Below are 3,762 nucleotides of genomic sequence, written 5' to 3' on the forward strand. Positions count from 1 at the left end.
CCCCCCGCACCCACGGTCCACGGCCCCCACGTCACTGTCCCCCACAACTCCGGCATGGCCGGCGCCCACGCCACCGCTTCCCAGCGCGCCCACGCCACCGAGCTCGCCCGGCGTCTCACGGAACGCACCCGTACCTCCAAAGAGCTCGCCCAGTCGCAGCGTTCCGTGCTCGCGGACAGCCGGGCCATGGTCGGGTTCCGGCGTTCGACGAAGGAGACGCTGTACCCGCTCGCGGCCCGCTCCGCACGCGGCGCGCACCTGACGGACGTCGACGGGAACACGTACACCGACATCACCATGGGCTTCGGGGCCCTCCTCCTCGGCCACGAACCGGAATGCGTGACAGCGGCCGTGCGCGCGCATCTGGACGGCGGGCTCAGGTTCGGGCCGCGCCCGGTCGAGGCGGGTGAAGTCGCCGGGAAACTCGCCGAGTTGACCGGCATGGAACGCGTCGCGTTCGCGGCCTCCGGCACCGAGGCCAACTCCGCAGCCATCCGGCTCGCCCGCGCCGCCACCGGACGCGACCGGATCGTCATGTTCCGCGGCTCCTACCACGGTCACATCGACACGGTGCTGGGCCGCCCCGGCCCCGACAGCGGCGCCGTTCCCGTCTCCCGCGGCATCCCCGACAGCGCCGTCGCGGAGCTGATCGTCCTCGAATACGGCAGCCAGGAAGCCCTGGACACCATCGACGCGCTCGGCGACCGCATCGCCGCCGTCCTCGTCGAGCCGGTGCAGTGCCGCAACCCCGCCCTGCGCCCGGTCGACTTCCTGCGCGAGCTGCGCGAACTGACCCGGTGCCGCGGCATCGTGCTGCTCTTCGACGAGATGCTCACCGGCCTGCGCCCGCATCCGCGCGGCGCCCAGCACCACTTCGGTGTCGTGCCCGACCTGGCCACCTACGGCAAGGCACTCGGCAGCGGCTTCCCCATCGGAGCGATCGCGGGCCGCGCCGACATCATGGACGGCGTCGACGGCGGCTTCTGGCGGTACGGCGACGACAGCCGCCCCACCGCCGAGACCACGTTCTTCGGCGGGACGTACCTGCAGCACCCGCTGTCCATGGCGGCGGCCAACGCGGTCCTCACCCACCTCGCCGCCGAGGGACCGCGGCTCCAAGAGCGGCTCAACGCCCGTACGGACGCCCTCGCCGACGACCTCAACCGCTTCTTCACGGACGAGGAATTCCCCCTGGAACTGGCCCACTTCGGCTCGATGTTCCGCTTCGTCCACCGCGCCGACATGGAGCTGCTCTACCAGCACCTGCTGCTGCGCGGCATCTACGTGTGGGAGTGGCGCAGCTTCTACCTCTCCACCGCCCACACCGACGCCGACGTCGAACACGTCGCGGACGCGGTGAAGGGCTCCCTGCGGGAACTTCGGGAGGCGGGCTTCTTCCCGACGCCGACGTCCCGGCCCGCCCGGCCCGCCGCCCGCCGGGGGCCCGAACGCCCCCGCAAGCAGCCCGACTTCGGCGTGTACTTCTTCGGCGACTACCCCGACGACGACAGCACGTCCGCTTACGACAGAACGTCCGCCTACGACCGGCTCATCGACACCGCCCGCTTCGCCGACGAGCGCGGCTTCAGCTCTCTGTGGCTGCCCGAGCGGCACTTCCACTCCTTCGGCGGCCTCTTCCCCAACCCGGCCGTGCTGGCCGCCTCGCTGGCCCGCGAGACGAGCCGCATCCGGCTCAACGCGGGGTCGGTGGTGCTGCCGCTGCACGATCCGGTGCGGGTCGCGGAGGAGTGGTCGGTCGTCGACAACCTCTCCGCAGGCCGGGTCGGCCTCGGCTGCGCCACCGGCTGGCACGCCCAGGACTTCGCGCTCCACCCGGACCGTTTCGAGCGCCGCAAGGAGATCGCCTTCGCCCACCTCGACGACGTACAAACGCTGTGGCGCGGCGGCACCGTGCGGCGTACGACCGGCGAGGGCGAGCCGGTCGACGTACGCGTCCACCCCCGCCCGGTGCAGGAGCTGCCGCCGATGTTCCTCGCCACCTCCGGGCGGCGCGCCTCGTACGAGGAGGCGGGGCGGCGCGGACTGGGGATCGTCACCAACCTGATGAGCCAGACCGTCGCCGAACTCGCCGAGAACATCCGCCACTTCCGCAAGGCCCGCGAACAGCACGGCCTCGATCCCGACACCGGCCGCGTCACCGTCCTGCTCCACACCTACCTCGGCGAGGACCACGCCACGGCCCGCGCCGAGGCCCTGGAGCCGATGAGCCGCTATCTGCGCTCCTCCCTCCAGATGCGGTCCGCGGCGAGCGCACTCGGCGCCGGACCCGAGGACGTGGCCACGGCGAGCGAGGACGACCTCGACTACCTCTTCCGGCGCGCATACGACCGCTACTGCGACGAACGCGCCCTGATCGGCACGCCCGACAGCTGCGCCCCGCTGGTGGAGGCGCTGCGCGAGGCCGCGGTCGACGAGATCGCCGCGCTCGTGGACTTCGGCATGCCGGCCGACAAGATGCGGGCGGGGCTCGAGCACCTGGACGCGCTGCGGCGGCGCCACCGGGAGGCCGCCCGCAGCGGGCCCGCCACCGACGCCCAGCGCCGGCTCTGGCTCGCCTCCCGGCTGATCGACGACCCGGCGGCGTACAACGAGATCCAGTCCGTACGCCTGCGCGGCTCCCTCGACGAGCCGGCACTTCGCACGGCCGTGGCGGGTCTCGTCGAGCGGCACGCGGGCCTCAGGACCGTCTTCCGCGCGGCGGGTGACACGGTCGAACAGGTCGTACGGCCGGACCTGCGGCCGGAGTTGACGGTGACCGACGTCGACGGGGAGGAGGCCGTGGCCGCCGTACTGCGCGAGGAGAGCAGACGGCCGTACGACCTCGCCGAGGGGCCGCTGTTCACGCCCCGGCTGCTGCGGCTCGCGCCGGACGACCATGTGCTGCTTCTCGGCCTGCACCACATCGTCACGGACGCCCACTCGGCCGGGCTCCTCGCCGCCGACCTGGAGGAGTTGTACCGGGCGGCGGTGGAGGGCCGGGCTCCGGTGTTCGCCGCGGCGGCCGGGAGCACGCTGGACGCGCCGCGGGCCGGGTACGATCCCGCCGACCTGGACTGGTGGCGCGGCCACCTCGACCCGCTGCCGCCCGCCTGCTCGCTGCCCACCGACCGGCCGCGCGGTCGCCGGGTCGCCGGGCGGGGCGCGGCCGAGGAGGTCGCCTTGGACGCGGACCGGGCGGGCGGACTGCGGAAGTGGAGCGGGCGGCAGGGCGTGACCCTGTTCGCGACGCTGCTCACCGCCTGGCAGACGGTGCTTCGGGAGCGGTCCGGGCAGGACGAGTTCCTCGTCGGCTCGACCTTCGGGCGGCGCCGCCCCGGCACCGAGCACACCGTCGGCTTCCATGTCGCCGTACTGCCGCTGAAGGCCGCGCTCACGGACACGACCCCGCTGCGGGACGCCGTACGGGCCACGCGGGACGCGCTGTTCGCGGCCGATGAGCACCAACACGTGGACCTCGACGCCCTGTTGGCGGCCATCAGCCCCGACCCGGGGCATCCGCGCCCGCTGGTGACGGTATCGGCGGACCTCGACGGCGCGCCCCTGACCCGCGTCCGGCTGCCGGGACTGACCGCGGAACAGATCTCCGGCGGCACCGAATCGGCCCCACTGGAGCTGGCGCTGGCCGCCCTGGACACCCGCGACGGCTTGCGGCTCCGCATCCGCTACGACGCCGACCTGTACGACGCGTCGACCGTACGGGGCCTGCTGGACGACCTGGACCGAGTGCTCGGGGCCATGGCG

Annotated in this window: 1 protein-coding gene; it reads left to right on the forward strand. The window is 73.4% G+C overall.

Features of this window, described 5'->3' with window-relative positions; all coding sequences use genetic code 11:
• Positions 1-3,762 (forward strand): MupA/Atu3671 family FMN-dependent luciferase-like monooxygenase (locus tag G5C60_RS49930; protein ID WP_420907489.1); only part of this gene is annotated, 3,762 nt, incomplete at both ends.

The organism is Streptomyces scabichelini (genome assembly GCF_011045015.1).
In the GTDB taxonomy this organism is placed as follows: domain Bacteria; phylum Actinomycetota; class Actinomycetes; order Streptomycetales; family Streptomycetaceae; genus Streptomyces; species Streptomyces scabichelini.